24 protein-coding genes and 1 tRNA gene are annotated in these 25,170 nt (G+C 64.0%); 18 read left to right on the top strand and 7 right to left on the bottom strand.

Features of this window, described 5'->3' with window-relative positions:
* Positions 1-52: 52 nt before the first annotated feature.
* On the bottom strand, positions 53-1,210 hold the full coding sequence (locus tag JQ624_RS02840) for a DNA topoisomerase IB (RefSeq protein WP_212417291.1): 1,158 nt from the start codon (positions 1,208-1,210) through the stop codon (positions 53-55).
* Positions 1,211-1,578: 368 nt separating this feature from the next.
* On the opposite strand from JQ624_RS02840, the gene acs reads away from it, so the two are divergent.
* Positions 1,579-3,531 carry an acetate--CoA ligase gene (gene acs / locus JQ624_RS02835; protein WP_212417290.1) on the top strand — a complete coding sequence of 651 codons (1,953 nt, stop codon included), beginning with the start codon at positions 1,579-1,581 and terminating at the stop codon, positions 3,529-3,531.
* A 331-nt stretch (positions 3,532-3,862) separates the two neighbouring features.
* The gene (locus tag JQ624_RS02830; protein WP_212417289.1) at positions 3,863-4,375 is read left to right on the top strand and encodes a L,D-transpeptidase; all 513 of its coding nucleotides are present in this window, start codon (positions 3,863-3,865) and stop codon (positions 4,373-4,375) included.
* Between the two features lie 46 nt (positions 4,376-4,421).
* Here JQ624_RS02830 and JQ624_RS02825 read toward each other — a convergent pair whose 3' ends face one another.
* Entirely contained in the window at positions 4,422-5,021 is a 600-nt protein-coding gene (locus JQ624_RS02825) for a thermonuclease family protein (RefSeq protein ID WP_212417288.1), read from the bottom strand.
* A gap of 92 nt (positions 5,022-5,113) precedes the next feature.
* Complete coding sequence (locus JQ624_RS02820) at positions 5,114-5,323, bottom strand: DUF1674 domain-containing protein (protein ID WP_212417287.1); 210 nt, start codon at positions 5,321-5,323, stop codon at positions 5,114-5,116.
* Between the two features lie 160 nt (positions 5,324-5,483).
* Between JQ624_RS02820 and JQ624_RS02815 the strand changes: the two genes are divergently transcribed.
* The 5 genes from JQ624_RS02815 to purH all read left to right on the top strand — a co-directional run bounded on the left by JQ624_RS02815 (position 5,484) and on the right by purH (position 11,092).
* Positions 5,484-6,833, top strand: a complete 1,350-nt coding sequence (locus JQ624_RS02815) for an RsmB/NOP family class I SAM-dependent RNA methyltransferase (protein ID WP_212417286.1) — start codon at positions 5,484-5,486, stop codon at positions 6,831-6,833.
* A 160-nt stretch (positions 6,834-6,993) separates the two neighbouring features.
* Entirely contained in the window at positions 6,994-8,709 is a 1,716-nt protein-coding gene (locus tag JQ624_RS02810) for a heparinase II/III family protein (RefSeq protein ID WP_212417285.1), read from the top strand.
* A gap of 65 nt (positions 8,710-8,774) precedes the next feature.
* Positions 8,775-9,053 carry a type II toxin-antitoxin system RelE/ParE family toxin gene (locus tag JQ624_RS02805; RefSeq protein WP_212417457.1) on the top strand — a complete coding sequence of 93 codons (279 nt, stop codon included), beginning with the start codon at positions 8,775-8,777 and terminating at the stop codon, positions 9,051-9,053.
* Between the two features lie 10 nt (positions 9,054-9,063).
* The gene (locus JQ624_RS02800; protein WP_212417456.1) at positions 9,064-9,378 is read left to right on the top strand and encodes a HigA family addiction module antitoxin; all 315 of its coding nucleotides are present in this window, start codon (positions 9,064-9,066) and stop codon (positions 9,376-9,378) included.
* 121 nt (positions 9,379-9,499) lie between these two features.
* Complete coding sequence (gene purH / locus JQ624_RS02795) at positions 9,500-11,092, top strand: bifunctional phosphoribosylaminoimidazolecarboxamide formyltransferase/IMP cyclohydrolase (protein WP_212417284.1); 1,593 nt, start codon at positions 9,500-9,502, stop codon at positions 11,090-11,092.
* Positions 11,093-11,250: 158 nt separating this feature from the next.
* Here purH and JQ624_RS02790 read toward each other — a convergent pair whose 3' ends face one another.
* Positions 11,251-12,642, bottom strand: a complete 1,392-nt coding sequence (locus tag JQ624_RS02790; protein ID WP_212417283.1) for an MFS transporter — start codon at positions 12,640-12,642, stop codon at positions 11,251-11,253.
* Positions 12,643-12,770: 128 nt separating this feature from the next.
* Between JQ624_RS02790 and ggt the strand changes: the two genes are divergently transcribed.
* From ggt to JQ624_RS02775, 3 genes are all read left to right on the top strand, one after another.
* Positions 12,771-14,513 (top strand): gamma-glutamyltransferase, encoded by a 1,743-nt coding sequence (gene ggt / locus JQ624_RS02785; protein ID WP_212417282.1) that lies wholly within the window; start codon positions 12,771-12,773, stop codon positions 14,511-14,513.
* Between the two features lie 74 nt (positions 14,514-14,587).
* Positions 14,588-15,484 carry an NAD(P)-dependent oxidoreductase gene (locus tag JQ624_RS02780; protein ID WP_212417281.1) on the top strand — a complete coding sequence of 299 codons (897 nt, stop codon included), beginning with the start codon at positions 14,588-14,590 and terminating at the stop codon, positions 15,482-15,484.
* Positions 15,485-15,517: 33 nt separating this feature from the next.
* Positions 15,518-16,906 carry a serine hydrolase gene (locus JQ624_RS02775; protein WP_212417280.1) on the top strand — a complete coding sequence of 463 codons (1,389 nt, stop codon included), beginning with the start codon at positions 15,518-15,520 and terminating at the stop codon, positions 16,904-16,906.
* Between the two features lie 5 nt (positions 16,907-16,911).
* Here JQ624_RS02775 and JQ624_RS02770 read toward each other — a convergent pair whose 3' ends face one another.
* Entirely contained in the window at positions 16,912-17,577 is a 666-nt protein-coding gene (locus JQ624_RS02770) for a glutathione S-transferase family protein (protein WP_212417279.1), read from the bottom strand.
* Between the two features lie 149 nt (positions 17,578-17,726).
* Between JQ624_RS02770 and JQ624_RS02765 the strand changes: the two genes are divergently transcribed.
* The 4 genes from JQ624_RS02765 to panE all read left to right on the top strand — a co-directional run bounded on the left by JQ624_RS02765 (position 17,727) and on the right by panE (position 21,532).
* A complete protein-coding gene (locus JQ624_RS02765; protein ID WP_212417278.1) occupies positions 17,727-18,335 on the top strand; it encodes a DUF2239 family protein in 609 nt (202 codons plus the stop codon).
* 66 nt (positions 18,336-18,401) lie between these two features.
* Positions 18,402-19,784 carry an MATE family efflux transporter gene (locus JQ624_RS02760; RefSeq protein WP_212417277.1) on the top strand — a complete coding sequence of 461 codons (1,383 nt, stop codon included), beginning with the start codon at positions 18,402-18,404 and terminating at the stop codon, positions 19,782-19,784.
* 103 nt (positions 19,785-19,887) lie between these two features.
* Positions 19,888-20,493: a 2-hydroxychromene-2-carboxylate isomerase gene (locus JQ624_RS02755; RefSeq protein WP_212417276.1), complete on the top strand. Its 606-nt coding sequence runs from the start codon at positions 19,888-19,890 to the stop codon at positions 20,491-20,493.
* Between the two features lie 118 nt (positions 20,494-20,611).
* Positions 20,612-21,532, top strand: a complete 921-nt coding sequence (panE, locus tag JQ624_RS02750) for a 2-dehydropantoate 2-reductase (protein WP_212417275.1) — start codon at positions 20,612-20,614, stop codon at positions 21,530-21,532.
* Between the two features lie 98 nt (positions 21,533-21,630).
* Here the strand turns inward: panE and JQ624_RS02745 are convergent.
* Positions 21,631-21,705: transfer RNA gene (locus JQ624_RS02745), tRNA-Gly, on the bottom strand.
* Positions 21,706-22,221: 516 nt separating this feature from the next.
* Between JQ624_RS02745 and trxA the strand changes: the two genes are divergently transcribed.
* Together trxA and JQ624_RS02735 are read left to right on the top strand one after the other, a co-directional pair.
* The gene (trxA, locus tag JQ624_RS02740) at positions 22,222-23,145 is read left to right on the top strand and encodes a thioredoxin (RefSeq protein WP_212417274.1); all 924 of its coding nucleotides are present in this window, start codon (positions 22,222-22,224) and stop codon (positions 23,143-23,145) included.
* An 86-nt stretch (positions 23,146-23,231) separates the two neighbouring features.
* On the top strand, positions 23,232-23,906 hold the full coding sequence (locus JQ624_RS02735; protein WP_212417273.1) for an LON peptidase substrate-binding domain-containing protein: 675 nt from the start codon (positions 23,232-23,234) through the stop codon (positions 23,904-23,906).
* Between the two features lie 4 nt (positions 23,907-23,910).
* Here the strand turns inward: JQ624_RS02735 and JQ624_RS02730 are convergent, their stop codons facing one another.
* On the bottom strand, positions 23,911-24,261 hold the full coding sequence (locus JQ624_RS02730; RefSeq protein WP_212417272.1) for a hypothetical protein: 351 nt from the start codon (positions 24,259-24,261) through the stop codon (positions 23,911-23,913).
* Positions 24,262-24,353: 92 nt separating this feature from the next.
* Here JQ624_RS02730 and JQ624_RS02725 point away from each other — a divergent pair, with 92 nt between their 5' ends.
* Positions 24,354-24,890, top strand: coding sequence for a TetR/AcrR family transcriptional regulator (locus JQ624_RS02725; protein ID WP_212417271.1), 537 nt, complete (start codon positions 24,354-24,356; stop codon positions 24,888-24,890).
* A gap of 49 nt (positions 24,891-24,939) precedes the next feature.
* Complete coding sequence (locus tag JQ624_RS02720) at positions 24,940-25,137, top strand: Trm112 family protein (RefSeq protein WP_212417270.1); 198 nt, start codon at positions 24,940-24,942, stop codon at positions 25,135-25,137.
* The last annotated feature ends 33 nt before the right edge of the window (positions 25,138-25,170 follow it).

Raw genomic sequence — 25,170 nt, 5'->3', positions numbered from 1 at the left:
TATTGAATGGTGGGCACGCTGCGCTTTGCCGACCCTACGGCTACGGTCGAACTTACGCCGCCGCCGCGGTCACCACCTGGGCCAGCAGCGCCTCGCGCTTGGCTTGCGTGCGGTAGCCCTTCATCGTCGCGGCGAAGCGCTCGAGGATGCCGTCCTCGAACGCGGTGACGATGGTGTCGTGGACATAGCTCTTGCGGCAGATCGCCGGCGTGTTCGATAGCTCATCCGCCGCGGCACGCACCGCATCCAGCACCTGCTTCTTGCGGCCACGGGCGCTGGCTGCCGGCGAAATCCGCGACAGCGATTCCAGCACCACGGCGGACGCCATCAGGGTGCGGAAATCCTTCAGTGAAATCTTGATGCCGGCGATCTCGCGCAGGAACGCATTCACCGTGGTGGTCGAGACCGTGCGAACGGTGCCGGAATTGTCGCGGTACTGGAACATGCGCTTGCCCGGCACAGTGCCCAGGATGCCGATAGCGCGCACCAGTTTTGCCGCGTCGCATTCCTTGCGCACGGCCTTGCCGCCCTTGGCCTTGAAGGTCAGGACGAAGCTGTCGTCTTCCAGCGTGACGTTGGACTTCAACATCGTGGTGGCGCCGCGGGTGCCATTGAGGCGAGCGTAGGATTCGTTGCCCGGGCGGATCGCGGTGCGGGCGATCAGCTCGATCACCGCCGAGAGCGCGAACTCACGCGTCGGCTCGTCGCCGGACAGATACGCCGAGACCTTGCGGCGGATCTTCGGCAAGGCCGCCACCAGCCGCGCCAGGCGATGCGCCTTGCGCTGCTCGCGGACCTTTTCCCAATCGACATGGTAGCGGTACTGCAGCCGCCCGGCCGCATCGATGCCGACGGCCTGCAGATGCGAACTCGGATCGGCCGAATAGCGCACGTCACGATAGGCCGGCGGCACCGCCATCGCGTGCAGGCGGCGGATGGTGCCGGCATGACGGATCTGCGTGCCGTTGGCGCGATGGAATGAATAACCCTTGCCGCGCTTGACGCGGCGGATGGTCAGCCCGTTCTGGTCGCCGAGCTTGAGGCCGTGTTCCCCGGCCAGCTCTTCGACGGAGGTCTTGGCGATAATGTGCGGCTTTGCCGCGGCCTGCTTGACGGTTTCCTTGGGCAATTGCCCAAGCGCTTGCGCCAATGCAACGGCGGGATCGGCGGAAACGGGCCGCGTAGCCTCGAAACTCTGCTGATCCATCATGACCGTTATCGCCTTGCTCCACCTGTCTGCCGGCAATGCCTGTTGTTGTGGCTTGGTTCCGGAGGGCCGTCCGGCCCCGGGGAGGCCATTTAGGGGGTAACGGCCGGCTTTGCGAGTCCCGATTCCGTCATTGACGGTTATTAGATACCGATCATGGGAGCCATTCCGGCGATAACGTTGATTTCCGGCTGAGCCGGCTCGCGAAAATGATGCGACTTTGATCCGTGACAAGGCGGGAACCGGCTTCCTGACCAAGGTCGCAGAGTTTCCGCCTTGTCCGGGCATCGTCCCGCGACGCATAATCAATGCAACAATCAGGACGGCTTGCGGTCGCCCAGGTATCCGGCCGCAATGCGTGGGAGGGAAAGATGTCCGACAAGATTTACGACGTATCCGCCGATTGGGCCAAACGCGCCTGGGTCGACGACGCCAAGTACCGCGAAATGTATGCCCGCTCGGTCTCGGACCCCAATGGCTTCTGGGGCGAGCAAGCCAAGCGTCTCGACTGGATCAAGCCCTTCCACAAGGTCGAGAACGTCTCCTTCGCCCCCGGCAACATCTCGATCAAGTGGTTCGAGGACGGCGTCCTGAACGCGGCCTGGAACTGCATCGACCGCCATCTCGACACGCGCGGCCACCAGACCGCGATCATCTGGGAGGGCGACGACCCCTCCCAGTCCAAGCATATCACCTATCGCCAGTTGCACGACGAAGTCTGCAAGATGGCCAACATCCTGCGCACGCGGAACGTCAAGAAGGGCGATCGCGTCACGATCTACCTGCCGATGATCCCGGAAGCCGCCTACGCGATGCTGGCCTGCGCGCGGATCGGCGCCATTCATTCGGTGGTGTTCGCCGGCTTCTCGCCCGACAGCCTTGCCCAGCGCATCACCGACTGCCAGTCCAAGATCATCATCACCGCCGACGAGGGGTTGCGCGGCGGCAAGAAGGTGCCGCTGAAGGCCAATGTCGATGCCGCCATCGCCAAGACTGGCGGCGTCGATTGGGTCGTCGTCGTCAAGCGCACCGGTGCCGCCGTCGACATGAGTCCTTCGCGCGATTTCTGGTACCACGAAGCGGCCGCGATGGTGACGACGGAATGCCCGGTCGAGCACATGCACGCGGAAGATCCGCTGTTCATTCTCTATACGTCGGGCTCCACCGGCCAACCCAAGGGCGTGCTGCACACGACCGGCGGCTATCTCGTGTACGCCGCGATGACGCATCAATACGTGTTCGACTATCACGACGGCGACATCTTCTGGTGCACCGCCGACGTCGGCTGGGTCACCGGCCACAGCTACATCGTCTACGGGCCGCTCGCCAACGGCGCGACCACGCTGATGTTCGAAGGCGTGCCGAATTATCCGGACAATTCGCGCTTCTGGAACGTCATCGACAAGCATAACGTCAACATCTTCTACACCGCGCCGACCGCGATCCGCGCGCTGATGCAGGGCGGCGACGAGCCGGTGAAGAAAACCTCGCGCAAGAGCCTGCGCCTGCTGGGTTCAGTCGGCGAGCCGATCAATCCGGAAGCCTGGGAGTGGTATCACCGCGTGGTCGGCGACGGACGCTGCCCGATCGTCGACACCTGGTGGCAGACCGAGACCGGCGGCATTCTGATTACGCCGCTGCCCGGCGCAACCAAGCTGAAACCGGGTTCGGCGACGCGGCCGTTCTTCGGCGTGGTGCCCGAGATCGTCGACGCCGACGGCAAGGTGCTGGAAGGCGAATGCACCGGCAATCTCTGCATCGCCAAATCCTGGCCGGGGATGATGCGCACGGTCTATGGCGATCACGCCCGGTTCGAGCAGACCTATTTCTCGACCTACAAGGGCAAGTATTTTACCGGCGACGGCTGCCGCAGGGATGCCGATGGCTATTACTGGATCACCGGCCGCGTCGACGACGTCATCAACGTATCCGGCCATCGCATGGGCACGGCCGAGGTCGAAAGCTCGCTGGTCGCGCATGCCCTGGTGTCGGAAGCGGCCGTGGTCGGCTATCCCCACGACATCAAGGGCCAGGGCATCTATGCCTATGTGACCCTGATGGCCGGCATCGAACCGACCGAGGAGTTGCGGAAAGAACTGGTCGCCTGGGTGCGCAAGGACATCGGCCCGATCGCTTCCCCCGACCAGATCCAGTTCGCGCCGGGCCTGCCGAAGACCCGCTCGGGCAAGATCATGCGCCGCATCCTGCGCAAGATCGCCGAGGACGAACCGTCCAGCCTCGGCGACACCTCGACGCTGGCCGATCCACACGTGGTCGAAGATCTCGTGCACAACCGGCAGAACAAGAAGGGGACGTCGGCGTAGGCCGCCGTCTGTCGTGCCTCGCGCCCGCGGCGCGGGGCGCGCGCGCCCCAGTCCCGGCGGTAAACCCAGGCCGGGCATTTCCTTGTCCGCTCACGCGTTTGTCAGTGCGGGGACCTGCGCACCAGGCATTTCGCCGCTCGGTGTTGTTTTCAGGTCATTTACTTTGATTCGAACATTTTCTTTGTTCCCCCCGACTAAATGAGTCTCGAGACCGGTGTGGAAACCACCCGGTTAATACACGCGGTCAAAAATGCGTGGACGAGACGCGAGCCGGCAAGGCTTGCAAGGCGTTTTGAGGGCCCCGGAAGGGGCGGGCGAGTGGGAGCTGATCATGTCGATGAGGATTGGGGTGGCGCTGGCCGCCACCATCGCGGTAGGCATTGCGATGTCGTCCGCAGCGCAAGCACGGCCTGAAATGGTCGGCATTAGTGGCGAATACACGCCGGGTACGATCGTGGTGAAGACCCATGAGCGACGCCTCTATCTCATTCTCGATTCCGGCCGCGCCATGCGCTATCCGGTCGGCGTCGGCAAGGCCGGCAAGCAGTGGGCAGGCACCACGCGGATCGACGGCAAGTACCTGCACCCGGCGTGGTCGCCGCCAAGCGAAGTCAAGCGCGACAAGCCTGAGATGCCCGACGTCATTCCCGGCGGCTCGCCGCGCAATCCGATGGGCGTCGCGGCGATGACGCTGGCCGGCGGTGAATATGCCATCCACGGCACCAACGTCCCGGGCTCGGTCGGCGGCTTCGTGTCCTATGGCTGCATCCGCATGCTCAACGACGACATCTCCGACCTCTATCAACGCGTATCGGTCGGAACGACGGTGACTGTCACGCGCTGATCCACGGATCAGATGGATACAAGAGCCGCGCGATTGCGCGGCTTTTTCATTTGAGCGGCGTTTGTCCTGCATTCGCACACCAGCCGTTGCGATGGCCGCCGCCGTAGCTGCGGGCATGACCTGCGGCGAGCATCGCCGTCGAAACATTTCCAGTGCGCCTGGTTACAACGTCGGCGACGACGCGGCCGGCATATTTGTCCGGCCCGATATTGAAGATCCTGACATCGCCTTCGCCGAGTATTGCGCGCAACGCGCCCGTCGCGGCCTCGGCCATATGCAATTCCTGCGGACACGACGCCTTTAATTCAGGCGCGTCGATGCCGCGCAAACGCACCCGTGTGTTGAGATCGAGACCCGACTCTAAGTGAACCCGCGCCTCGAACGTGTCTCCATCAATTGTGCGGACGACATCGACGGGATGACGCGTGTCCGGACTTCCGGCCCGCTTCCAGATGAACTCGGCATCGCGCGCCGCCTGGCTGTCGGCTGAGCTCGGCAACGACCGCCGCACCCAGTCCCGCACCGGCAGCATCGTCCCTGCCGCCACGCCGAGCACGAACACCCACGGCAGGGCCGCCGAAAACCAGCGGCGCCAGAGACCCGGGCGCGGGGGCCGATATGCATTGATTCTTTCGTATGGGGGCATTTTCCCCGACTAAGGGCTGAGTCGGGGCATCCGGCAAGGGCCATTGCGCTCCCTTGAGCCTCAAAAGTCTTGGGCCTCAAAAGTCTTGGGCCTCAAAAATCCGACGCGATTCCCTTGCGCTCCCAATCGCCATATCGGGTCGGTTCCGGACCCTTCGGACCCTGGAATTCCTTCTGCAGCGAGGTGGCGCTGGCCGCGGCGGCCTTGCGGCGGGCCTCGGCCTCGGCCAGCGCGCGCTCGGCGGCGGGCGTCAGCTTCTTGCGTTCCGCGGTTTGCGCGGCAGATGAGGAACTGTCGGTCATCGCAGTTCTCTTCTTAGCACAAGGATGGGCGCACAGATGACATCACAATCGTGAAATTGTCTGTGGCGATTCTTACATTTGGCATATTCGCATGCCAAATGGACTTTCATTCCAATGGCATAAGCCAGAACCTTTCCGCTTTTCGAGACGTTGCTGCTTCATGCCCCCTTCCAGATTCGCAGTACCTGCCGAAGTGCCCGGTCTCGCGGCGCGGCGGATCGCGGCTGATATTCTCGACGGCGTGCTGCACAAGCATCGCACTCTCGACGACCAGCTCGACGGCGCCGGCGCGCATCCCGGCCTGAAAACGCTGGCCGATCGCGACCGCGCCCTGATGCGGCGGCTGGTGGCGACGATTCTTCGGCGGCTCGGCACGCTCGGCCATTTGCTGTCGCGCCTGCTCGATCGCGGCATCCCGACGGACGCGCCGCGCGCGCAAAGCGCGCTGCTGATCGGCGCCGCGCAGATTCTCTGGATGGATGTGCCCGATCACGCCGCCGTCGATCTCTCGGTGCGGCTGGTGCAATCGGACCGCCGCGCCGCGAAATATGCCGGCCTCGTCAACGCGGTGCTGCGCCGCTGCGCCCGCGAGGGGCAGCCGCTGATCGACGAAGTCAAATCGCAGAACCTGGACATTCCGCCGTGGCTATTGGCGCGCTGGATCGGCGCGTATGGCGAGACCACCGCACGGCAGATGGCGCTCGCCATCGGCTATGAACCGTCGCTCGACATCACCGTGAAATCAGACGCGGCGCAATGGGCGAGCCGCCTGCATGGTGAAACCTTGCCGACCGGCACCGTGCGCACCTTGCTGCAGGGTTCGGTGACCATGCTGCCGGGCTTCACCGAGGGACAGTGGTGGGTGCAGGACGCCGCCGCCGCACTGCCGGCACGGTTGTTCGGCGACGTCGGCGGCAAGACCATTGTCGACCTCTGCGCCGCGCCCGGCGGCAAAACCGCGCAACTGGCGCAAGCCGGCGCGCACGTGACCGCGGTCGACCGCTCGCCAGCGCGCATGGCGCGGCTGCGCGACAATCTGGCGCGGCTTTCGCTGCAGGCCGACGACGTGGTGACCGATGCCGCCGAGTGGCCCGGTCATGGCAATGGCGGCTTCGACGGCGTGCTGGTAGACGCGCCCTGCACCTCCACCGGCACCATCCGCCGCCATCCCGACGTCGCCTGGCTGCGGCAGGAAGCCGATATTGCCGCACTGGCAGCATTGCAGAAGCGATTGCTGCAACGGGCGGTCGCGCTGCTCAAGCCGGGCGGAACACTGGTCTATTGCACCTGTTCGCTGGAGCCGGAGGAAGGTGAACAGGCCATAGCGTCCCTGTTGGCCGCCGAATCGGGGGTCCGCCGCGTGCCGGTCGAAGCCGGCGAAGTCGCTGGTCTCAGCGAAATCGTGACCGCAAACGGCGATTTACGGACCCTGCCCTGCCATTTGCCCCATACCGACCCCCGGCTCGGCGGGCTGGATGGATTTTATGCCGCGCGGCTGGTTAAATCCTGATTTTAAACCGTAATTCCCTGGTCTTGGGGTGATTCGCGCCTGTTCAAGATGGTGTCACGGCGGCGTTTCCGGATTAAAAGGATTCGCCAGAATACCCCTCCCTCCCTAAGCAAGGCACGGCGTGTCGGTCGCTCAACGCAGACGCATCTCGACGCTTATCATGAGCCGCTCGGCGCGGACCGTGATCGCGCGCGCGACCGGCGCAACGGTGGCGGTGTCGCGGCTGTGGCCCGGCCGCGCCGACCGGCTGATCATCGCGCCGCATGACCTGCGTACCGCCGACGCCACCCGCGCCGCCGAGATCTATGCCGGCCGCTTCGTGTTCGCCGGCAAGATAGTGACCTGCCACGGCCGCTCGATCTTCGATCTCGAGCCGCCGTCGGAAGACTGGGAAGTCGCCCTGCTCGGCTTTGGCTGGCTGCGCCACCTGCGTGCCGCCGACACCGCGCTGACCCGCGCCAATGCCCGCTCGCTGGTCGACGACTGGATCTCGAATCCGGCGCGCAAGCGGCCGCTGGAACGCCGCCCCGACGTGCTGGCGCGCCGCGTGATCTCGCTATTGTCGCAGGCGCCGCTGGTGCTCGGCGACACCGACGGAAAATTCTATCGCAAATACCTGCGCGGGCTGACCCGCGAGATTCGCTATTTGCGCTACGCGATGCTCGACATCGCCGACGGCGTGCCGCGGCTGCAGGTCCTGATCGCGCTTTGCTACGCCTCGCTGTGCCTTGCCAATCAGGCGCGTCACATCCGCTCCGCCACACGACGGCTTTCCGACGAATTGCAGCGGCAGATCATGCCCGACGGCGGGCACATCTCGCGCAATCCCGGCGCGCTGGTCGAACTGCTCAGCGACCTCCTGCCGCTGCGGCAGACCTTTGCCGCCCGTAACATCGCGCCGCCCCCCGCGCTGTTGAATGCGATCGACCGCATGATGCCGATGCTGCGCTTCTTCCGTCACGGCGACGGCAGCTTTGCGCTGTTCAATGGCATGAGCAACGCGCCCTCGGACCTGGTGGCCACCCTGCTCGCCTATGACGACACCCACGGCGTGCCGATGGCGAACATGCCGCATACCGGCTTCCAGCGCCTCGATGCCGGCACGACCACCGTCATCATGGACACCGGCCCGCCGCCGCCGCCGAATGTCAGCCAGGAAGCGCATGCCGGTTGCCTCTCGTTCGAACTGTCGTCCGGGCCGAGCCGGATCGTCGTCAATTGCGGCATGCCCTCGACCGGCCGCGACAATTGGCGCAGCTTTGCGCGCAGCACCGCGGCGCATTCGACCCTGACCTATCACGACACCTCCTCGTGCCAGTTCATCGAACTGTCGGCGATGAAGCGCCTGCTGCAGGGCGCGCCCGTCGTCAGCGGCCCGGTCAATGTGGAAAGCTACCGCGAGGCGAGGGCCGACGGCGATCTCTTGACCACGTCGCATGACGGCTATCTCGCGCGGTTCGGCGTCGTGCATCGCCGGGTGCTGATGATCTCGCAGGATGGCGGCAGGCTCGACGGCGAGGACACCATCGCGCCGGCGCCGGGGGCGCGCATCAAGGGTGACGAGACCGATTTTGCCCTGCGGTTTCATCTGCATCCCGCGGTCAAGGCAAGCCGCCTCAGCGATGCGCGCGGCGTCATGCTGGTATTGCCCAACCGCGACGTCTGGACCTTTGAGGCGCTCGACGACAAGGTCGACCTCGAGGACAGCGTATTTCTGGCCGGCAATGACGGCCCCCGCCGCACCGCCCAGATCGTGATCCGCCAGGATTCCCGCCACGCCTCCTCGGTCCGCTGGAGTTTTGTCCGCTCGACGACGGCGGCCGCCGCCACCAGCGCCCGGCGCAACGCGCGGCGCGAGCCGGAACTGCCGCTGTAGGGGCTGTCGCGGCCGGCCAATGGCCGTTGCTTGACGTAAGTAAGCTATTTGCTTACATTGGCGATGTGATAAGAACCTTCAAGAGCAAGGTCCTTTCGGAGTTGTGGACCAAGGGGAAGAGTTCGAAGATTGATGCGAAAATGCAAAAGCGCATTTTCGCGAGGCTAGACCGTCTCGACGTCGCCCTCCGCGCCGAGGAAATGAATATCCCCGGCTTCGACTTTCACGGTTTGCACGGCTTTAACCCAAAACGCTATTCGGTCCACTTCAACGGACCGTGGTGCATCACGTTCGAATTCGAAGATGGCGACGCCTGCCGAGTCGATTTCGAGCAATACCACTAAAGGAGCAAACATGGTCTATGCAGCCAAGCGCAGCAAGAACCGCTGCCCCATCCATCCGGGTGCGCTACTTCGCGATGACATTATTCCGGCTACCGGCCGGACCAAGGCCGAGATCGCCGGCCTGCTCGGAATTTCGCGCCAGCACCTTTACGACATCCTGGGGGAACGAAAGCCGGTATCTCCCGCCATCGCGGTGCGCCTCGGCAAGCTTTTCGGCGACGGCGCGGGAATTTGGACCAGGATGCAGGGCGCCCACGATACGTGGCATGCAGAACGGACCGAAGATGTCAGTCACATCCCTACCATCAAGGCCAAAGCCGCCTGAGACCTGACCCTCGGGAAGTGCCGATTTCTCTCCAATTTTCGTAGGAAAGCGGTGCCGATCCCGGTTTCTTGACCTTCCAAACCATGCTACCGGGCTGACCTTAACAGCCAGGAATTCAGATATGAACGACCATCCGCGCCGTGTAACCCGCGCCCTGTTGTCCGTTTCCGACAAGACCGGCCTGATCGAATTTGCCAAGGCGCTCGCTAGCCATGGCGTCGAGCTCGTCTCCACGGGCGGCACCGCGAAGGCGATCGCGGCGGCCGGCCTACAGGTCAAGGACGTCTCGGAGCTGACGGGATTTCCCGAAATGATGGACGGCCGGGTCAAGACGCTGCACCCGAAGGTGCATGGCGGCCTGCTCGCGATCCGCAACAACAAGGAACATGCCGAAGCCATGAAGGCGCACGGCATCGCGCCGATCGACCTGCTGGTGGTCAACCTCTATCCGTTCGAGGAAACCGTCGACAAAGGCGCGGGCTACGAAGACTGCATCGAGAACATCGACATCGGTGGCCCCGCGATGATCCGCGCCGCGGCGAAGAACCACGACGACGTCGCCGTCGTCGTCGAGGCGCAGGACTATCAGTCCGTGCTCGACGAACTCGCCGCCAACAAGGGCGCAACGACGCTCTCGCTGCGCCGCCGCCTTGCCGCCAAGGCCTATGCGCGCACCGCCGCCTATGACGCAGCGATCTCGAACTGGTTCGCCCTTCAGCTCAAGAACGACGCGCCGGATTTCCGCGCCTTCGGCGGCCGGCTGATCCAGTCGCTGCGCTATGGCGAGAATCCGCATCAGACGGCCGCGTTCTATCGCACGCCCGACAAGCGCCCCGGCGTCGCCACCGCGCGGCAGTTGCAGGGCCGGGAACTGTCGTACAACAACATCAACGATACCGATGCGGCTTACGAATGCATCGCCGAGTTCGACCCGGCGCGCACTGCAGCCTGCGTCATCGTCAAGCACGCCAACCCCTGCGGCGTCGCCGAAGGTCCCGACCTGGTCAGTGCCTATCGCAAGGCGTTCGCCTGCGATACGCAATCGCCCTATGGCGGCATCATCGCCGTCAATCGGACGCTCGACGCCGACGCGGCGCGCGTCATCACGGAAATCCTGACCGAAGTGATCATTGCGCCCGACGCGACGGAAGAGGCCATCGCCATCATCGCGAAGCGGAAAAACCTCCGGCTTCTCCTCGCCGGCAGCTTGCCCGATCCGCGCGCGGCCGGCCTCACCGCAAAGACCGTCGCGGGCGGTCTGCTGGTGCAGAGCCGTGACAACGCTGTCGTCGACGACATCACGCTGAAGACGGTGACCAAACGTGCGCCGACCGACGCCGAGCTGCGCGATCTTAAATTCGCCTTCCGCGTCGCCAAGCACGTCAAGTCGAATACCATCATCTATGCCAAGGATCTCGCCACCGTCGGCATTGGCGCCGGCCAGATGAGCCGGGTCGATTCCGCCCGCATCGCCGCCCGCAAGGCGCAGGATGCCGCGGCTGACGCGAAGCTCGCCGAACCGCTGACCAAGGGCTCGGTCGTTGCGTCAGATGCGTTCTTCCCGTTCGCCGATGGCATGCTGGCCTGCATCGAAGCCGGCGCCACCGCCGTGATCCAGCCCGGCGGCTCGATCCGCGACGAGGAAGTCATCAAGGCCGCCGACGAGCATGGCATCGCCATGGTGTTCACGGGCGTGCGGCATTTCAGGCATTGAGCGACGATGCTGTAGATTTCGTAGGGTGGGCAAAGGAGCGAAGCGACGTGCCCACCATCTACCACCGAGCACGCTGCGAGATGGTGGGCACGCTGCGCTCTGCCCACCCTACGACAGCGGAGCCCTCGTAGCCCGGATTTCGCTGCGCTTCATCCGGGCTACGAATCCTCCCTCACGCGCGCCAGCAGCGCCAGCCCTGCCACGAAGAACACCACCAGCAGCGCCATGCCGGCCTTCTGGCTCGCGGTGATTGCCGTGATCGCGCCGATCAGCAGCGGGCCGATGAACGAGGTGACCTTTCCGGTCAGCGCGAACAACCCAAAATACTGCGCGATGCGATCCTCCGGTGCGAGGCGTATCAAGAGCGTGCGCGATGCCGCCTGCAGCGGACCGCCGGCCGCGCCGATCAGGCATCCAAGCACGAGATAGGCGCGCTCGGCCGCTCCCGAGAACAGCGGGCCGCCCGGCACCGGCGGCGCGACCTTCACGAACAGGATCGAATCCTTGTCGACCAGCAAAATCGCGCCAAGCGCGAACAGCAGGATCAGCAGACTTCCGGCAATGACGCGTTTGGATCCGAGTTTGTCGTCGAGCTTGCCGCCGAGCCACGCCCCGAAGGTGCCGGCGATGGCCAGCAAAATCCCAAAACTTCCGATCTGAATCGTATGCCAGCCGAACGTGCCGGCGGCGTAGATGCCTCCGAACGCAAACAACGACACCAGCCCGTCGGTATAGATCATGTTGGCGAGCAGGAATGTCGCCACCGATTTCTGCTTCGGCAATTCGCCGAGCGTCCGCTTCAGCCCGCTCAATCCTTCACGCATCGCTTCGCGGATCGGACGTTTTGCCGGGTAATCCGGCGTCAGCAGAAACATCGGCAACACGAAGATGATGAACCAGATACCCGTCAGCGGGCCGGTGATGCGATCGCCCTGATGGGAGATTGGATCGAGGCCGAACAGCGGCGCCAGGCCGAAAAGTGTGCGCCCGGTGTCGGGGCTTGCGGCCAGAAAGCCGAGCACCAGGATGAGGCTGAGGATGCCGCCGATATAGCCGGTGGCCCATCCGGTGCCGGACAACCGCCCCATTTTTTCCGGCGGCACCAGCGTCGGCATCATCGCGTTGTTGAAGACGGTGGCGAATTCGACGCCGACGCTCGCGACCGCATAGGCAAGCAGCAGCGGCGCGATGACGCTTGCGTCGCCCGGCTTTCCGAACCACATCAGCGAGGCGCCGATCACCAGCAACGTGCCGAAGCCGGCGATCCACGGCTTGCGGCGGCCGCTGGCGTCGGCAATCGCACCGAGTACCGGCGACAGCAGCGCGATCATCAGGCCGGCGGCAGCGGTGGCAAATCCCCACAGCGCCTGCCCCTGTGCCGGATCCGGCGCGACGAAGCCTGCGAAATAGGGCGCAAATACAAAAGTGGTGATGAGCGTGAAATAAGGCTGCGCGGCCCAATCGAAGAAGATCCAGCTGATGACGGCGGCGCGGCGCGGATATTCCCGCGGTATCTCGGCGCCGGCTGCCTCGGAAGCGATCACCGTCATGTGAGGAATTTCCTTCAAAAGTGCCGCGAGGCGTTTTGCCCGTTGAATTCAAACCCATATAGCATGCGTCACCGGCGCTGGGGGCTGTTGCCAGGCGTCACACAGACTCCAACTGCGGCGGATTTTCGATGGCGGTTTTTTCAATCCGGTGGCGCCGAGTAGCCGCCACATTCGTACTTGCGTTCGCCTGCGGGGCGACAGCCTTTGCGCAAGAACGCCGTTCCTACGCGCCCCCCGATCTCTCCACCGTTCGCGCCATTGCGGTCGAACATGGTTTGGTGGTGGCGCAGGAAAGGCTAGCCGCGCAAGTCGGGGCCGATATCCTCAGCCAGGGCGGCAATGCCGTCGACGCGGCGGTCGCCACCGGCTTTGCGCTTGCCGTTACCTATCCGCGCGCCGGAAACATCGGCGGCGGCGGCTTCATGGTGATTCATTCGGCCGGGCGCAATGAAGATGTCGCCATCGATTATCGCGAGACCGCACCGGCCGCGATCACGCGCGATGTTTTCCTTGGGACGGACGGCAAACCCGATACCGACAAGTCGCGCAATTCCGCGCTTGGTATCGGCGTGCCCGGCACGGTAGCCGGGCTGGCAGTGGCGCTGGAGAAATACGGCTCCGGCCGTTTTACGCTCGCGCAAATCCTGAAACCCGCCATCGAACTGGCGCGCAACGGTTTTGTGATCGCCGACGACCTGGCCGACACGCTGCCGGATATGTATCGCCGGATGGCGCGCTGGCCGAATTCGGCGAAAGCGTTCTCCCGCAGCGACGGCACGCCTCTGCAAGAGGGCGACCGGTTGATCCAGTCCGATCTCGCGGCAACATTGTCTGATATTGCCGAGCAGGGACCACGCGGATTTTATGAGGGGTCGGTCGCCGAACGGCTGGCAAAGGCCGTCCGCGACGGCGGCGGTCTCATGACGGTGGACGATCTGAAATCCTATCAGGCGATGAACCGCAGCCCGGTGCGTGGCAGCTACCGCGGCTACGACATTGTGTCGATGCCACTGCCCTCGTCCGGAGGCACGGTGCTGCTGGAGACGCTGAACATCCTCGAAGGGTTTCCGATGTCGGAGATGAGCCAGGGCTCCGCGCCCTCGCTGCATCTTCTGATCGAGGCCATGAAGCGCGCTTACGCCGACCGGGCGCGCTATCTCGGCGATCCCGCCTTCGTCAACGCGCCGGCGGACATGCTGATCAGCAAGGACTACGCAGCCAAACAGCGCGCCGGCATCGACCTTGCTCGCGCGACGCCGGCCGACGCATTGTCCGTGAAGTCACCACGCGAGGGCAGCAACACCACGCACTATTCGGTCGTCGATTCCAGCGGCAACGCGGTCAGCAACACCTACACGCTGAATTTTCCCTATGGTGTTGGCCTGGTCGCGGAGGGTACCGGCGTGCTGCTCAACAACGAGCTCGACGATTTCACCGCGGCACCCGGCGCGTCGAACGCCTTTGGCCTGGTCGGTTTCGAAGCCAATCTGCCCGGTCCGGGAAAAAGGCCGCTATCGTCGATGTCGCCGACCATCGTGCTGAAGGACGGCAAGCCGGTGCTGGTCACGGGCTCGCCGGGCGGCAGCCGTATCATATCGGCGGTAATGCAGGTCGTGATCGACGTGATCGACTACAACATGGATGTCGCCGCCGCCGTGGCGGCCCCCCGGGTCCATCATCAATGGATGCCCGACGAGGTGCGTGCGGAACGCGGCTTTTCCGACGAGGTATTGGCCGAGCTGAAGGCCAAAGGCCACAAGGTGATCGAGCCGCTGGGCCAGACGTCGGTCAATTCGATCGCCGTCACGCCGAACGGCCTGCTCGGCGCCCCCGATCCGCGCACAAGGGGAGCGGCAGCGGTGGGGCAGTGAAGCGGTGACGGGTGACAATGATTTGACCTATAGATTACAGCCAACGACCTGAATTGAAACCGGGAGCGAGCCCAATGACATCTCTCAAAGACAAGACGCTGTTCATCTCGGGCGCCAGCCGCGGCATCGGTCTGGCCATCGCACTGCGCGCCGCGCGTGACGGTGCCAATGTCGCGATTGCGGCCAAGACCGCGGAACCGCATCCAAGACTCAAGGGCACCATCTACACCGCGGCGGAGGAAGTTCGCGCTGCCGGCGGCAAGGCGCTGCCGGTGCTGTGCGACATCCGCGACGAGGCGCAGGTGATCGCGGCGATCGAGCAGACGGTCGCCGAATTCGGCGGCATCGACATCTGCGTCAACAATGCGAGCGCCATCAGCCTGACCAATTCGCAAGGAACCGACATGAAGCGGTTCGACCTGATGATGGGCATCAACACCCGCGGCACCTTCATGGTGTCGAAATATTGCATTCCGCATCTGAAGAAGGCGGCCAATCCGCACATATTGATGCTGTCGCCGCCGCTCGACATGAAACAAAAATGGTTCGAGCATTCCACCGCCTACACGATGGCGAAGTTCGGCATGAGCATGTGCGTGCTGGGGTTATCAGGCGAATTGAAATCCGCAGGCGTGGCCGTCAATGCGCTGTGGCCGCGCACCACCATCGCCACCGCCGCGGTCGGCAATTTGCTCGGCGGCGAGGCCATGATGCGCGCCAGCCGCACGCCCGAGATCATGGGCGATGCCGCGCACGCGATTCTGACAAGACCCTCGCGCGAGTTTACCGGGCAGTTCTGCATCGACGACAAGGTGCTGTACGCCTCTGGCGTCAGGGATTTCGAGCACTACCGTGTCGATCGATCGGTGCCGTTGATGTCGGATTTCTTCGTCCCCGATGACGACGTGCCGCCACCCGGCGTCACCGTGCAGGCGCTGCCCTCGGTGGGTGCGGCGCAGACGTCGCGTTGAGGGCCTGCCGGCTGGTCGCTCTGGGCGAAGCATATGAAATTGCGGAAATGGGTCGTTGTCTTCCTATTGGTCTTCATTGCCGCGTTGGCCGCGACGAGCCTTTACTTCCGGCCCGATCGCGCCATTCGCGTCGCCACCGGCGTGGTCGCGCACAATGTCTGTTCCAAGACCTTCGTCTCGGAGCTCGATCCGCAGGCTGTGTTCTCGGAAACCGTTGAGCGCGACGGTATTCGCCGCCTGCGCTGGGTGCTGCGGTTGCGGGTTGACCGCACCGCGCATTCGGTCGATGCGTCCGCGGCGGGGCTGCTCGGCAGCCGCGCCCTGTTTCGCGAGGGGCTGGGGTGCGTGCTGCAGCACGGATCGAGCGAGCCTTATGTGCTCAAGAGTGACATCGAGGCGCTGAAGGTTCCAAAAGCGGCGCCGCTTCTGCCCGAGATTGCCGGGCCCAACATCGTGCAACCGTCGGATCCCGCATTGAGAGCCGCCCTCGACCATGCCTTCGAGGAGCCGGCCGAGCCACCGTTCCGAAGAACCAAGGCGGTGGTCGTGGTGCATGACGGCAAGGTGATCGCCGAGCGTTATGCGGGCGGAATTGGCGTCGATACGCCGCTGCTCGGTTTCTCCATGACCAAATCGGTGATCAATGCGCTGATCGGCATTCTCACGCAACAGGGCCTGGTGACGCCCTCGATGCCCGCCCCGATTCCGGAATGGCGCGGCGACCTCCGGCGCGAGATCGAGGTCGAGCATCTCATGCGCATGACGACGGGCCTGGCGCTCGACGAAACCAATAGCGGTTTCGATCCGGCCAGCCAGATGGTCTATCTGCACGACGACATGGCCGGCTTCGCGGTCAATGCCGCCGTCGTTGCCCCGCCTGGTACGCGCTGGGCTTACTCCAGTCCGACGACGCAGCTATTGGCGCGCATCGTTCGCGATGCCGTCGGCGGGCCGGAGCAGGCATTGGCATTCGCGTGGCGCGAATTGTTCAATCCGCTCGGCATGCGCAACGTGACGCTGGAGTTCGACGCCTCGGGCACGCCGCAGGGCTCGACCTACATGCTGGCAAGCGCGCGGGACTGGGCGAAATTCGGCCTGCTCTATCTCAATGACGGTGTGGTCGGAGGAAGACGCCTCCTGCATGAGGACTGGGTGGACTTCTGCGCCGCGGCGACGCTCGACACCGATTACGCGGCCGGCTTCTGGACCAATCGCAGCGAGCACCCCAATGCCAAGGGCCGCGTCCGGCTCGGTATCCCGCGCGATGCATTCTTTGCGTCGGGCGACCTTGGCCAGCGCATCGTGATCATGCCGTCACAGCGCCTCGTCGTGGTGCGTCTCGGTGACAGCGTCGATCCGAGCGGTGACATTCGCGGGCTCGGCCGGCTGGTGAAGGAGGTAATCGCAGCGGTGCAGCCGTGAGACGGTCACCGCCCAATCACATACGGCCCGCCCTTTTCCAGCGCGCGCGCATAGGCCGGCCGGGCGTGAATGCGTTCGAGAAACGCCATCGCTTTGGGATGCCCCACCTCCAGCCCGCCACGCGCGGCGGCGGCTTCCAGCGGAAAGCTCATCTGGATGTCGGCGCCGGTGAACTCGTTGCCGGCGAACCACTCGCTTTTTGCCAGTTCGCCTTCCCAGTAATCCATATGCTGCTTGAGCTGCGGGTTGACCAGCGTGGTCAGCGCCGTGTTGGAGACCTTGCGCACCAGCGGCCGCAGCAGGGCCGGCGCGCGCTTCGGCATCAGTGTGAACAACAGCTTCAGCAGAAGCGGCGACATTGCGGAACCTTCCGCATAGTGCAGCCAATACGTGTAGCGCAGCCGCTCCGGCGTGTTCGGCGGCGGGATCAGGCGGCCATTGCCATAGGTGGCAATGATGTATTCGCAGATCGCGCCGGACTCGGCGATGGTGTTGCCGTTGTCGGTAATGACGGGCGATTTGCCGAGCGGGTGGATGGCGCGCAGCTCCTTGGGCGCCCGCATGTCCGGCTGGCGCTGATAGCGGACGATCTCGTAAGGCACACCGAGCTCTTCGAGCAGCCACAGCACGCGCTGGGAGCGGGAATTGTTGAGATGATGAACCGTCAGCATGGCGTTCCCTTCAATTGGCTGCCGTTGGTGCCAGCCGGGGAACGGAAAGTCGAGACGGCCTGAGGAGCAACGCGATATTTACCCGGATGATATTGACATTCATATTTATCCGGGTAAATATAGACTACCGAAAATCCAGAGTTTCTCCAATGGCTGACAAGACCCGCCCCCATTTCACGGCCTTCATCGGCCCGCAGCGCCTCGCGGCAGGCCCGCTCGCCGAGGTCGCAATTGCGGTGATGCAGGCTTCCCGCCGGCCCGCCGCGCCGCCGATCATCATCTTCAGCGATGCGACCGGCCAGCCGATCGATCTCGATCTTCGCGGCACCGAACGCGAAATCATTGCCCGCTTGCCTCAACCCGCCTCGCCTCCGGAGGTCGAAACCGATGAGACGGTGTCAGCGGAGCCGCGTGGGCGCGGACGCCCCAAGCTAGGCGTCGTCGCGCGCGAGGTGACGCTGTTGCCGCGTCATTGGGAATGGCTGGGGTCGCAGCCCGGCGGCGCATCGGTGGCGTTGCGAAAACTGGTGGAAGAAGCGCGCCGCGCCAATGGCGATGCCGATCGCGCCCGCGCGGCAAGAGATGCCGCCTATCGCTTCATGTCCGTGATGGCCGGCAATCTCGCGGGCTTCGAGGAAGCGTCGCGGGCGTTGTTCACCGATGACCGGCGGCGATTCGTCGGTCTTGTCGCCGGCTGGCCCGACGATATCCGCGACCACGTCGTCAAACTCGCGTTCAGCGATCGCGCCGAGCCATAGGCGCGGGTCGCACCGCTAGCCGAACCTCCAAAAGTCTTTCACCCGCCACCGCTCCGGTGCGCGGCAATGGTCTGTCACGTATTCAGCAGGAAAATCGCCGTGTCGAAAACCCCCTCTCTCTGGAAGACATTTCTCGTCTTCCTCGCGCCCCTGATGCTGAGCAACGCGCTGCAATCGCTGTTTGGCACCGTGAGCAACGCACTTCTCGGCCAGATGATCGGGGTCGACGCGCTGGCGGCCGTCTCGGTGTTCTTTCCCGTGATGTTCTTCCTGTTCGCCTTCGTGATGGGCCTGAGCACCGGCGCGACCGTCCTGATCGGACAGGCCTGGGGCGCGGGCGAACGTCACAAGGTGAAAGCTGTTGCCGGCGCAACGCTGGCGGTCGCCCTCCTCCTCGCCATCACTGTTGCGCTGTTCGGCGGGCTGTTCAGCCGGCAATTGATGATCGCGCTCGCCACGCCGCCGGATATCCTCGACCAGGCCAGTGCTTACGCGCGCGTCATGTTGCTGACGATGCCGCTCGGCTTCGTCTTCCTGCTGACGACCGCGATGCTGCGGGGCGTCGGCGACACGTTGACGCCGCTGATGGCGCTGGCCTTGTCGACCGCAATCGGCCTGATCCTGACGCCACTCCTCATCAGCGGCTGGTTCGCACTGCCCGCTGTCGGCGTGACGGCCCCGGCGTGGGCGTCGGCTATTTCCAGCGCGCTGACGCTGTTCGCGCTCAGTCTATATCTGCGTCGCAAGAAGAGTCCGCTGGCGCCGGACGCCGAATTTATGCGCAGGCTTCGGCTGGATGGCGCGCTGCTCGGTAAAATCCTGGGCATCGGAATCCCGAGCGCGGTCGGGATGGTGGTGATGGCGATCGCCGAACTGGTGCTGCTCGGCCTCGTCAACGGCTTCGGTTCTGAGGCCACCGCAGCCTATGGCGCCGTCAACCAGATCATGGGCTATGCGCAGTTCACCGCGATGTCGATTTCGATATCGGTTTCGATCCTTGGCGCGCAGGCGATCGGCGGCGGCCATGCCGGCCGCCTGGACGCCATCGTCCGGACCGGCCTGCTCCTCAATCTCATCCTGACCGGCGGCCTGGTGGCGCTGATCTATCTGTTTCCGCGCGCCGTGCTGGGCGTCTTCATTACTGACGCAGCCGTGCTCGAACTCGCAAGAGGGCTGCTCATCATCGCCTTGTGGAGTTCGGTGCCGTTCGGCATGGCGACCGTCTTCTCGGGCGCGATGCGCGCAGGCGGCGTCGCCTTGGCTCCCATGCTGCTGTCGATCTTCGCCATCGCCGCCATCGAAATACCTTCTGCCGTAATCCTGAGCCGCACCATCGGGCTCGACGGGATCTGGGCCGCCTATCCGATCGTGTTCTGCGCCATGTTCATCCTGCAACTCGGCTACTACACGCTGGTCTGGCGGCGCCGCCCGCTTCGGCGGATGGTGTGACGTCGGGCAAGTCGCGCATTGCCACGATATTACGATCGTCATAATACCGTGGACGCGCCGCCTGCCTTGCGCCACAATACGCCAAAACATCAGGGAGACCGCCGTGCGCTCAAATCCGCAATTCCTGTTCGACTTCGGCAGCCCCAACGCCTTCCTCAGCCACGAAGCGATTCCGGCGATCGAAAAGCGCACCGGCGTGAAGTTCGAATATGTACCGATCCTGCTCGGCGGCATCTTCAAGGCCACCAACAACAAATCGCCCGCCGAAACGCTCGCCGGCGTCAAGAACAAGCGCGAATTCCACGCGCTGGAAACCGAGCGCTTCCTGAGGCGCTTTGGGGTCAAGCCCTATGTCTGGAATCCGTTCTTCCCGGTCAACACGCTGAACCTGATGCGTGCGGCGGTGGCGGCCCAGTTCGAAGGCGTGTTCGAGAAATATGTCGAGGCCGCCTTCCATCACATGTGGGTCGAGCCGAAGAAAATGGATGACCCCGAAGTCGCGGCCAAGGCGCTGGCCTCGTCCGGCCTCGATGCCGCAAAACTGCTGGCACGCTCGCAGGACGCCGATGTAAAGGCCAGGCTGATCGAGAATACGCAAAACGCCGTCGCGCGCGGCGCGTTCGGCTCGCCGACATTTTTCGTCGGCAAGGAAATGTTTTTCGGCAAGGAGCAGCTTCGCGAGGTCGAGGAAATGGTCTCGGGGAAATAGCCGCTCTCGAAGCGAATGGCGAGTGGCCAATGGCGAATGGTTGGTAGTAGATAGTAGTCAGGATTTTCCTACTCGCTACTCGCCCATTCCAAGACCAACAACAAAAGGAAGCTCCCACATGCGCATTCTCGTGGTCGGCGCCGGCGCCATCGGCGGCTATTTCGGCGGCAGGCTGCTTCAGGCTGGAAATGACGTGACGTTCCTGGTCCGGCCGAAGCGCGCTTCCGAACTCGCGAGCGCAGGCCTCGTCATCAAGAGTCCCGCTGGCGACGTGACGCTCAAGAGCCCGCCGACGGTGCAGGCGGAAAAGTTCACCGAGACGTTCGACGTCGTGCTGTTGAGCTGCAAGGCGTTCGACCTGGAAGACGCGATCAAGTCGTTTGCCGCCGCGGTCGGGCCAAAAACGGCGATCATCCCGCTGCTCAACGGCATGCTGCACCTCGACGTGCTGGACAAAAAATTCGGAGCCGACCGCGTGCTCGGCGGTCTCTGCGCGATCGCGGTGACGCTCAACGACGCCCGCGAAGTGGTCCAGCTCGCGCCGATGCAGTCGCTCAATTTCGGCGAACGCGATGGCTCCATGTCGGATCGGGTGCGCGCGATTGCGAAGGTGTTTGAGAGCGGCAAGTTCGGCGCGGTCGCCAGCGAACACATCATGCAGGACATGTGGGAGAAGTGGGTTTTCCTCGCTTCGCTCGCCGCGTCGACCTGCCTGATGCGCACTTCGGTCGGCAACATCGTGGCGGTCGCCGGCGGCAAGGATTTCCTGCTCGGCATGCTCGATGAATGCAGCGCGATTGCAAAGGCATCGGGTTACGAGCCGGCCGGCCCATTCTTCCAGCGCACCGCCGGCCTGTTGACGACCGAGGGCTCGCCAATGACCGCCTCGATGTTCCGCGACATCAAAGCAGGCCTGCCGGTCGAGGCCGACCATGTGATCGGCGATCTCGTTGCGCGCGCCGACGCGGCGAAGATTCCGGTGCCGAAGCTGCGCATCGCCTACATCCATCTCAAGGCGTATGAGAAGCAGCGAGGGTGAGCCTGGATTGGCGAATGGGGAATAGCAACAGCCGGCCTCGGGAAATTACCCCGAGGGCTTCGGACGGCCCCAACATTTCTGCAAAGACTTTGAGAAACTGGAGCGGGCGAAGGGGCTCGAACCCTCGACCCCGACCTTGGCAAGGTCGTGCTCTACCACTGAGCTACACCCGCATCCGAGATGGCGGCGAACGTTCGCCGTCAACGGCAGACCTATGCCAAATGCGGACCGTGAATGCAACAGTCCGCGTGCGATCCGTTGCCATGCGGATCATCCGATTTCATTACCAAATGGGAGCGAATCGGTCCGAAACATCGCCTAAACGGGATTTATCGGCCCATTACGCCCACGCTGGGAACCCAAGGCCGGGCCGCTAGCATGACGCGGGGCGATTCGAGCCATTTTCGAGCCGGCCTCCCAACGTCCCTGTCATTTGGTCCCACACGCCGCAATCGCAGGTAAAGGTCCCTTGCGAAGGTTCCTCGGCTCCCTCGACAGGGCATCGACGTCCCCGATGGGTTCCGGTCCATCCGGTCTCCGATGACCCGGACGGCTGCCGATTGAATTTTGCGGCCAAGCCGCCATCTAGCGAATGAGGAACTTCACCCCTGGCCGTGCTAGAACGGGCCCGCATTCCAAGACACCTTCTAATTCCAAGACATCTTCTCAAGACATCAGGCGAGGATACCGTGACGATAGTTGAGCAGGGCGGCGGCCCGGCGCCGCAGGCAGCACCCGATCTGATCAAGGAGACGACCACCCAGACCTTCGTGAAGGACGTCATCGAGGAATCGAAGCGCCAGCCGGTGCTGATCGACTTCTGGGCGCCCTGGTGCGGACCCTGCCGCCAGCTGACGCCCGTTCTCGAAAAGGCGGTGCGCGCGGCCAAGGGCAAGGTCAAGCTGGTCAAGATGAATATCGATGAGCATCCGGCCATCCCCGGCCAGATGGGCATTCAGTCGATCCCGGCCGTGATCGCGTTCGTGGGTGGCCAGCCCGCCGACGGCTTCATGGGCGCGGTGCCGGAGAGCCAGATCAACGCCTTCATCGACAAACTCACCAAGGGCATGACGGCGCCGGGCGAGCCGAATATCGCAGAGATCCTGCAAGAGGCCGAGGCCGTGCTCGCGGAAGGCGATCCTGCCGCGGCAGCCCAGATCTACGCCGAGATACTGGGTTTCGATGCCACCAATATCGCCGCGCTAGCCGGGCTGGCGAAATGCTATGTGACGACGGGCGCGATCGAACAGGCCAAGCAGACGTTAGCGATGGTGCCGGAATCGAAGCGCAATGACGCCGCGGTCAAGGCGGTGCAGGCCTCGATCGACCTCGCCGAGCAGGCCCAGGCGGTCGGTCCGGTGACCGAGCTGGAACAGAAGGTCGCCGCAAACCCGCTCGACCATCAGGCGCGATTCGACCTCGCGACCGCACTCAACGCCCAGGGCAACCGCGCCGAGGCGACCAACCAGCTGCTCGAAATCGTCAAGCGCGATCGCAAGTGGAACGATGACGGCGCGCGCAAGCAGCTGGTGCAGTTCTTCGAGGCATGGGGCGGCGCCGACGAGGCCACCGTCGATGGACGCAAGCGGCTGTCGACGATTCTCTTCTCGTGAGACGCGTACTCCACCAGAACGTGGCATGGTTTTGTGAAGAGAACACCCACCGAACCAACGAACCAACGAACTGACCGGGACTGCAGATGCCGATCAATGCCGAATACCGCGGACCCGGCGAGCTTCCCGAAATCATTCCGGTGTTTCCATTGCCGGGCGCGCTGTTGCTGCCGCGCGGCCAGATGCCGCTCAATATTTTCGAGCCGCGCTATCTGGCGATGGTGGACGACGCGCTACGCGACGGTCACCGGCTGATCGGGATGATCCAGCCGGATATTTCCCACAGCAGGGACGAGGCCAGGCCGGAGCTGTTCCGGGTCGGCTGCGTCGGCCGCATCACGCAGCTCGCCGAATCCGGCGACGGCCGCTACATCCTGGAACTGACCGGCGTCGCGCGCTTCAAGGTGGTCGAGGAAATCTCGGCACTGACCGCGTATCGGCAATGCAAGGTGGATTTCTTTCCCTATGCCGACGATTTCGTTGCGCGCAAAGGCGAAGAAGCCGTCGACCGCACGGCCCTGCTTGATGTGCTGACGGATTTTCTCGAAGCCAACAATCTGAAAGTGGATTGGGAAGGTATCGAGAGTGCGCCGAACGAGGCGCTGGTCAACGCGCTGGCGATGATGTCGCCCTATGGTCCGGCGGAAAAGCAGGCGATGCTGGAGGCGCCCGACCTGAAAACCCGCGCCGAAATCCTGATCGCGGTGACCGAAATGGACCTCGCCAAGAAGCGCACCAGCGGCGACACGGGGCTGCAATAGCGCTTCAGTATCCCGCCACGGCGAGCACGACGACGGCGCCGAGCGCTTTCCAGCCGAAGCCGCGGCCGCGCGACCACCAGGCATTGGCGGCGGCGGCAAAGGCGTAGACCGCGACGATCGTCACGACGATCCAGTGCCGCGCGCTCTCCGATCCAAACGAGGGCGCGGCAATCAGCAGCACGCCGCCGCCGATCCAGGCCACAGTGCCGGCCTGCCAGACCAGGCGGATCAAGGTCCGCAGGCTCGCCGGCTGAATGGTCGCCCTGGCAAACACCTTGGTTTCCCCCAGCACGCCGTGAATGAGGGCCACCGCTATTCCGGCGACGCCAGCGCATTGCAAAATGAGATCGCGCATCCGATGTCTCCATACGCTACTGTATGGTTATGCGCCGCATTCTGGCGCCTGTCAATACAGTAGTGTATGGTGGGACTTTGCATGGAACGGACATGAGCGATCAACTCTCGGCAAAGAACTGGGTCGACCAGGGCCTTAAGGCACTGGCGAGCCGCGGCTTCACCGCGCTGAAGGCGGAACCTTTGGCCAAGGCGATGGGCGTGTCGCGCGGCAGTTTCTACTGGCATTTCGCCGATATCGCCGCGTTTCATGCCGCGATCCTTGCGCGCTGGCACGAGGTTGCGGCCGAGCAGATTATCGCCAATGTCGAGGCGGCCTCAAAGGACGAGAACCCGCTCGCGCTGCTGCTGCGCCGCGTGTTCGGCGAGCGGCTGATGCTGGAACGGGCGGTCCGCACCTGGGCAAGCGTCGATCCCGCTGCCCGCGCCGCCGTACAGGCGATCGATCGGCGCCGGTTGAGCTATGTGGAGGGCCTTCTGGTGCAGTCCGGACTATCGGCGGAAATTGCCCGCGCCCGTGCCCAAATTCTCTATTGGGCGTTTCTCGGCTTTGCGCTATCGGATCAGCCGTTGCCGAAGGCGCGACAACAGGCCGTGGTCGACGAACTGGTGCGGATGTCGGCGTCATGACACCTCGCGATCCTGTATGGTAACGACCATGCCAATCCGGAGACAATAAATGAATGCCACGCCCGAACGCCTCGACGGCACCGTCGATCCGAAGCTGCTGGAAATCCTGGTCTGTCCGGTGACCAAGGGTCCGCTCGAATTCGATTCGACGAGGCAGGAACTGATCTCGCGCTCGGCCAAGCTCGCCTACCCGATCCGCGACGGCATCCCGATCATGCTGCCGGAAGAGGCGCGGAAGATCGAGTGACGAAGCCCCACCGGCCTCTCCCCGTCATTGCGA

The sequence above is a fragment of the Bradyrhizobium sp. AUGA SZCCT0283 genome, from assembly GCF_018130385.1.
Lineage (GTDB): Bacteria > Pseudomonadota > Alphaproteobacteria > Rhizobiales > Xanthobacteraceae > Bradyrhizobium.
Note: the sequence above shows the minus strand (reverse complement) of the source record. Positions and strands in the feature narration are given on the sequence as shown.